This is a genomic window from Bradyrhizobium sp. SZCCHNS3016 (assembly GCF_032484535.1).
Taxonomy (GTDB): domain Bacteria; phylum Pseudomonadota; class Alphaproteobacteria; order Rhizobiales; family Xanthobacteraceae; genus Bradyrhizobium.
Window position 1 is genome coordinate 319,165 of record NZ_JAUETE010000006.1, and the last position, 6,439, is coordinate 325,603.

The 6,439-nt window shown below is 64.1% G+C and carries 7 protein-coding genes and 1 pseudogene; 5 read left to right on the forward strand and 3 right to left on the reverse strand.

All coding sequences use genetic code 11. The annotated features are described in order from the left end of the window. Positions 1-16: 16 nt before the first annotated feature. From QW881_RS14850 to QW881_RS14865, 4 genes are read left to right on the forward strand one after another with little or no spacing between them, the layout of a single operon-like run. On the forward strand, positions 17-1,042 hold the full coding sequence (locus QW881_RS14850; RefSeq protein WP_315759619.1) for a toluene hydroxylase: 1,026 nt from the start codon (positions 17-19) through the stop codon (positions 1,040-1,042). A gap of 56 nt (positions 1,043-1,098) precedes the next feature. Further along, complete coding sequence (locus tag QW881_RS14855; protein ID WP_315759618.1) at positions 1,099-2,088, forward strand: 2Fe-2S iron-sulfur cluster binding domain-containing protein; 990 nt, start codon at positions 1,099-1,101, stop codon at positions 2,086-2,088. Positions 2,089-2,134: 46 nt separating this feature from the next. After that, positions 2,135-2,626 (forward strand): hypothetical protein, encoded by a 492-nt coding sequence (locus QW881_RS14860; RefSeq protein WP_315759617.1) that lies wholly within the window; start codon positions 2,135-2,137, stop codon positions 2,624-2,626. A 3-nt stretch (positions 2,627-2,629) separates the two neighbouring features. Further along, positions 2,630-3,079 (forward strand): 2Fe-2S iron-sulfur cluster binding domain-containing protein, encoded by a 450-nt coding sequence (locus QW881_RS14865; RefSeq protein ID WP_315759616.1) that lies wholly within the window; start codon positions 2,630-2,632, stop codon positions 3,077-3,079. Between the two features lie 146 nt (positions 3,080-3,225). Here the strand turns inward: QW881_RS14865 and QW881_RS14870 are convergent, their stop codons facing one another. Next, complete coding sequence (locus QW881_RS14870; protein WP_316158512.1) at positions 3,226-4,038, reverse strand: S1/P1 nuclease; 813 nt, start codon at positions 4,036-4,038, stop codon at positions 3,226-3,228. Beyond that, positions 3,953-5,142 (reverse strand): IS3 family transposase gene (locus tag QW881_RS14875; RefSeq protein ID WP_316158513.1). Its coding sequence is split into 2 segments (ribosomal slippage): positions 3,953-4,893 and positions 4,893-5,142, totalling 1,191 coding nucleotides; the frame shifts between segments, so codons are not numbered across the junction. The genes QW881_RS14870 and QW881_RS14875 overlap by 86 nt, the downstream gene beginning before the upstream one ends. Before the next feature lie 73 nt (positions 5,143-5,215). On the opposite strand from QW881_RS14875, the pseudogene QW881_RS14880 reads away from it, so the two are divergent. Beyond that, positions 5,216-5,613 (forward strand): annotated as a pseudogene (locus QW881_RS14880) (IS3 family transposase); the annotation flags it as partial. Positions 5,614-5,731: 118 nt separating this feature from the next. Here the strand turns inward: QW881_RS14880 and QW881_RS14885 are convergent. After that, positions 5,732-6,439: hypothetical protein (locus QW881_RS14885; protein WP_315759746.1), on the reverse strand; the 708-nt coding region annotated here is incomplete at its 5' end.

Below are 6,439 nucleotides of genomic sequence, written 5' to 3' on the forward strand. Positions count from 1 at the left end.
CCCGGGAGGACACGTCATGACCGCAATGACCGCAAAGCCGGCTGCGCGCAAGCCAAAGAAGACATGGAGCCTGTGGACCGAGCGCCGGCTGCCTTCGGAATACGAGGCCGTCACCTACAAATTCCACAGTCATTTCCGCCGCGCGCCGGCGCCGTTCGAATTGTCGGAGAATTGGCCGGTCAACCAGTTCTACGTCCGGAACCGCGAGGGCTCGAGGTTCAACCTCGATGATTGGGAGGGCTATCGCGATCCCCTCACCTACACCTATCGGCGCTATGTTGGCGATCAGAAGGACCGCGAGGTCTACTGCGACAATCTGATCGACGAGTTCGAACGCCAGGACAGCTATCGCAAGCTGCCGGCGGCATGGCTCGACTTCCTCGGCCAGGCCTATCTGCCGGTGCGTTTCCCCGGACATGCGATGCAGATGAGCGCGGCCTATGTCGCGCAGATGGCGCCGTCGGCCTTCGTCACCAACACCTTCTACTTCCAGATGGGTAACGAGATGCGCCGGGTACAGCGCCAAGCCTATTTGGCCAAGGCGGTCGCGCTCGATGCCGGCCGACCGGAGCTCGCCGACAGCAACATCGCGCGGGCGATCTGGACGCAGGCACCGCACTGGCAGGGTCTGCGCGAGCTGATCGAGAAGCAGCTGATCGCCTATGACTGGGGCGAGGCCTTCGTCTCCCGCAATCTGGTGCTGCGGCCGATCTTCGATCACATCTTCAATCGTGAAATCGTCGAGCTGGCGCGCGCGAACGACGATGATCTGCTGGCGCTGCTGCACGACGACTTCCGCAACTACGACGAAGCCTATGCGGTCGAGACCACCAAGGCCCTGGTCGGCTACGCCACCGGCAAGCTCCCGGCGCATGCGGATCTGCTGCGGGAGTGGATTGCCAAGTGGCTGCCGCTCGGCGAGCGCGCCGCGCGCGGGCTCAGCGAGGCGCTGTCCATCGCGCCAGGGGCCGACGGTGCGCAGGCGATCCTCGCGCGCACCATGACCGCCCAGGCCCGGCAGGTTGCGGAGTGCGGCTTGTAGTTGGTAGGCGCGGTCGGCGTGCGGCGCCGACCGCCAAGCCGGAAAGGATGGCAATCATGACCCGGCAACTCCGCATCGAGCCCGACGGTGTCGCTGTCGACGTCGCCGACCATGACACCATCCTGCAGGCAGCGCGACGCGGGGGCGTCGTGCTGCCTTACGAATGCGGCTGGGGTAGTTGTGGGGCGTGCAAGGTGACGCTCGTCCACGGCCAGGTCGATCTGATGTTTCCGGGCGCGCCGGCCGTCAACCCGCGCGACGCGGGGCGCAACCGCATTCTTGCCTGCCAGTCGCGCGCGATCTCCGACGTCACCATCGCGCGCGGCCCTGGCGAATGGTCCGCGCCGGCGCCGCGATGCATCGAGCAACAGGCAATCCTATTGGATGTCGAGGATCTCGCGCCGGAGATTCGCCAGTTCAGCTTCGAGACTTTAGAGCCGATCGCCTTCCGGCCCGGCCAATATGCGATCCTGCATCTCGGCCAGGACATGCGGCGCTGCTACTCGATGAGCAACCTGCCCGGTAGCAGACTCCTGCAGTTCATTGCCAAGCGCTATGATGGCGGCAGAGGCAGCAACGCGCTCGCGGCACTTGCGCCCGGCGCACGCCTCACCGTCGAGGCGCCGTTCGGCGTCTGCACCCTGCGGCGCCAGCCGGGTCGCAAGGTGTTCGTGGCAGGCGGTACCGGCCTCGCCCCAATCCTGGCTATGCTGCGCGAGGCGGCCGCCGCGCGTCTCGATTTTAAAGCGCCCGTGGATGTCCTGTACGGCGCGCGCGCTCCGGCCGATCTCGCCGCCGGTGACATGCTGGCGTCGGCAGTCGCATGGATTCCCCAGGCCCGCTATCTGCCCGTGGTCGAAATCGCGCCGGGGGGTTGGCCGCATGCGTCAGGCTTCGTCACCGACGCCATCACATCGACGATCGCCGAGCCCGCCGCGGCCGAGTTCTACGTCGCCGGACCTCCGGTCATGGTGAACGCAGTCAAGTCGCTGCTACGCAGCGCCGACGTTCCGATCACGCAGGTTCATTATGACAGTTTCGGCTAGGCCAAGGTTGCGCCGGATTCCTCCGGTCTGGGCGATGGCCCCTGGATTGCGCCGCCTCGCGGCGCGTCGCGGCGACGGCCCGCGATTGGCGCGGACCTGGCCATGCCACCATCTCGACGACGGCGCGCCCGCCAATTTCGCCACGCAGCTTGGCTCCTACGCGCGTACCCTGGCGGGCGTCGACGAGGCGCCCGCGCCGCTGAATGCCGCCGGCCACGCCTTCGCGCTCGACGACGCGCACGCGATGGGCCAGCCGGAGGCTTTCGTGTTCGCCCCGGTGTGGCTGATCGTGCGCCCCGACGCATCGCTGCATCTGACCCTGCGGCCGGAATGGGCGCAGAAGATTGCGGCGAAGGGCTGGGGAACGGTGCATCCCTTCGCGCGCTACATGGCGGGCGCCGTGCCGCCGCAGAGCCTGATCATCTACGCGCCACGCGATGAGAGCGAGCTGGCGATTGCCATACGCATCATCGAGGCGGCGCATTGTTACGCGACCGGCCGCATCGGCGAAATCGCGCTGCCCGACAGCCGGTGGTGAACGATGACGGAGCTCCCAGCCAAGACCAATGCAGGCGGCGCCAAGCCATTTCGCGTCCGGCTCGAGCGGCCGAATGGCATTTTCAGCTTCGACGCGACGGCCGACGAGTATCTCCTCTATGCCATGATCGATGCCGGAATCGACAGTCCCTACATCTGCGAGCAAGGCTGGTGCATCGCCTGCGCAGCGCGCCTTCTGGCGGGCGACGTCGATCGCTCCGGCGCGCTCACGGTGTACCCGGAGGACGTCGAAGGCGGCTTTCTTCTGCTGTGCTCAACCATGCCGCGTTCAGACCTCGTCCTGAGCCAGGATGAGCGTCAAACCCGCAGAGACATGATGCAGCATCGGATCGAGCACAACCGGCTCGCACGGGCATATCCGCCCGGAGCCCGCACCCGGTTCCGTCGTGGGCGGGCCGCGGCGCGCATCGACACGCGTGATGTGCAATCGTAACGATCCTGGTGCACAACCTACTTCGCAAGGGCCGCCTAAGAAAGACGGAACGCTTCGGACGAGTGCCGGTCCCGCGCCCAGCTCCGCCGCCACAAAGGGGGCTCCCGCGGCCGTCTTGCTCTGAGGGCGCCGGGCTCTTCTGCGTGTCACTGCAAGCTATCATTGATAAGCTTCGCCAATCGCGCCCCCGCGATAGCCGCGCATTCTTGCGCGATCCTCTTCGTCGCCCTTTTGTAAGTATCCGTGAGCGTGAAGGGTCCTCCGCTCTCTCCTACAGGCTTCCTGTAAACAGAGGACCTGGCCACCTCGAAGCTATCCTGGATCCAACTATGGACATCCTGATTGGTACCGCTCGCCTCTGGCGCATCATTGATATTGCGAGCAGCGTTGATGGCCGCGCGCGTGCTGGTACCCGTGCCTAGCGCATTGTCCCATAGCGCATGCAGCTCGTTCCTGCATGGCCTCTCACATAGCTTCACCAAGTTTCCGCCTCGGTCTCCGTCTGGCAGATCAGCGGTGAACCGGGAGCTCGCGTGCAGGGGCTGGTGTACATCGCCAACTAAATGCAGCAGCCAGACCAGATCGTAGGACTTCGGGTCGTCCGAAGCGGTCGGTGACGCCAGAACACTCCTGAATGCAAGGATTTGCGTCTCGGCATTCGGCTCCGGACTACCCTTGGTCGGCGTGCCGTCGGGCGAGAATGGGATGTCCTTATAGTGCCAATAGCGGTGCATGAGCTTGTCGTCGTAGCCGCTGTTACGCGACGCATCAGACCCGGAAGGTTCCTCGCCGTCGTTCGTGTAGCCGGAGTCCCTTTTGATATCGTCAGGCCATCCGGCTGCTCGCGCAAATGCGTGACCTTGCCCCCAAGTTTTATCCAGATCTGAGTTCGTTCGGGCGGTTTGATGTGCCCATCTGGGCGGTCGTAGCGGCGGGAGCTGGCGCGGAGCTCTCGGCATAGCGCAGCGCCAGATCCCGACGCGGATTGCAGGTGGCGGCGAACTCGGATGGCGTCTTCCATCCGAGCTGGGAGTGCGGTCGAGCGTCGTTATAGTCGGCCTGCCAGCATCGGAGCGCGACGCGGGCCTGGGCGAGCGAGGTGAACAGCGTCTCATTCAGCAGTTCATCCCGCAGGCGGCCGTTGAAGCTCTCGATGAAGGCGTTCTGCATGGGCTTGCCCGGCGCGATGTAGTGCCAGGCGACACGGCTTTGATCGGTCCATGTCAGGATGGCATTGCTGGTGAGCTCGCTGCCGTTGTCGCTCACCACCATCCCGGGCTTGCCGCGCTCGGCGACCAGCCGGTCCAGCTCCCGAGCAACCCGGGCGCCCGAGAGTGAGGTGTCGGCCACCAGCGCAAGGCACTCGCGGGTGCAGTCGTCGACCACGGTCAGGACGCGGAAGCGCCGGCCATCGGTCATCTGATCCGACACAAAGTCGAGCGACCAGCGATCATTCGGGAGCAGCGGCGCCGTCATCGGCGCTCGTGTGCCGAGGGCCCGCTTGCGGCCACCTCTGCGGCGCACCTTGAGCCGTTCCTCCCGGTACAGCCGGAACAGCTTCTTGTGATTGACCAGGTAGCCCTCCCGCTTGAGCAGGACGTGCAGGCGACGATAGCCGAAGCGGCGACGCTCATGGGCGATCGCCCTCATGCGCTGCCGCAGCCCCGCATCGTCGGCCCGGCTCGTCTGATATCTGACCGTCATGCGACAACATCCGATGGCTTTACACGCCCGCCGTTCGCTCATCCCGTGAACGCCCATGAGATGTGCGACAGCTTTCCGCTTCGCAGCGGGCGTTACCACTTCTTTCCCAAAAGATCCTTCAGCGCTGCATTGTCCAGCATGGCGTCCGCCAGCAGCCGCTTGAGCCGCGTGTTCTCGCCCTCCAGCGTCTTCAGCCGCTTGGCCTCCGAGACGTCCATGCCGCCGAACTTGGCCTTCCACTTGTAAATGCTGGCGTCGCTCACGCCATGCTTGCGGCACAGATCGGCGACCGGAACGCCAGCCTCGTGCTCCTTCAAAATCCCGATGATCTGCTCTTCCGTAAAGCGGCTGCGCTTCATGCTCTGGTCCTCGTTGGGGCCAGAACGAACTTCAAACTGGATTAAGCCCCAGGGGCAAGGTCAAGGCGAAACGGCTCTCGAGGACGAGAATGCCAAGCTGAAGAAGCTGCTGGCAGAACAGATGCTCGATGCGGCCGCACTGCGGGAACTGCTCTCAAAAAAATGGTAGGGCCTGCCGCCAAGCGCGCTGCGGCGGCGCATCTGCAGGCCAAGCTGGGCCTGTCGGAACGGCGGGCCTGTTCGATTGTCGGAGCGGACCAGACGATGGTCCGCTACCGGTCCCGTCGGCCACCTGACCCCGAGCTTCGGGGGCGCTTGCGTGAGCTCGCCAGCGAGCGGCGGCGCTTCGGTTATCGGCGGCTGTTCATCCTGCTGCGGCGGGAGGGCGAGCCGTCCGGGATCAATCGGATCCACCGGCTCTACCGGGAGGAAGGGCTCGTGGTGCGCAAGCGCCGTACCCGCCGTAAGGCCTACTGCCGTCCGTCTCGCGGTACCGACAATCTCCTCCAGATACAATCAAGCGATGCGCACAAGATTGACACGTGCAAGTTCATCCGGTCTGGCTCGTTGCGCCGGCTCTGCAATCTTCTCAGGTGTGCCATGCTGCACTGATTGCTGATTGAAGGTTACTGTCGTTCGGCATGCTCGTCCCCGATGATGCTGGATTGAACCCGAGGTGATTGGAGGAATAGGTCGCCATGGCCTGCACAAGCTGAAATACTTGGCTGTCGATTTTCAAACCTCCGGCCACAATTTCCTGAAGCTGACCCGGACTGTCGATCGAGAACCAGTTGTTGACAGTGGCGCTCGTGCTTGTACCGACGATGTCGATCACGAGATTATTGCCCGACTGCAAGAACCACAGATTCTGATCGTCAATATTACCGGTGAAACCGAGAGTGTTGGTCGTACCGGTGCCTTGCTGAGCGTTGACCGCTATTTGACCACTGCCCGTCGTTACGAGGTAGCTATTGTTTGTATTTCCGTAACTGTCGGTCACGCTCGCCAAGATCGCGTTGTCGGCCTGACTAGGCAACGTCACCGACGTCGAGAAACTTCCGTTTGACTGCACGATTGCCGTACCCAGCGAGCTTCCATTATCCGTCAGGGTGACAGTCTGGCCAGTTACGGTTGCAGTGCCTCCCGACGCGACCAAGCCCGAGATCGTCTGTGCCCCGGCATTACCCGGTTCCGGTGCGCTGGTGATCGTCACCGTCGGCGCGATATTGTCGAGCGTATCGACCACCGCTGCGCTGCTGCCGGTGCTGCCCAGGCTGTCGGTCACGCTGGCAACCAG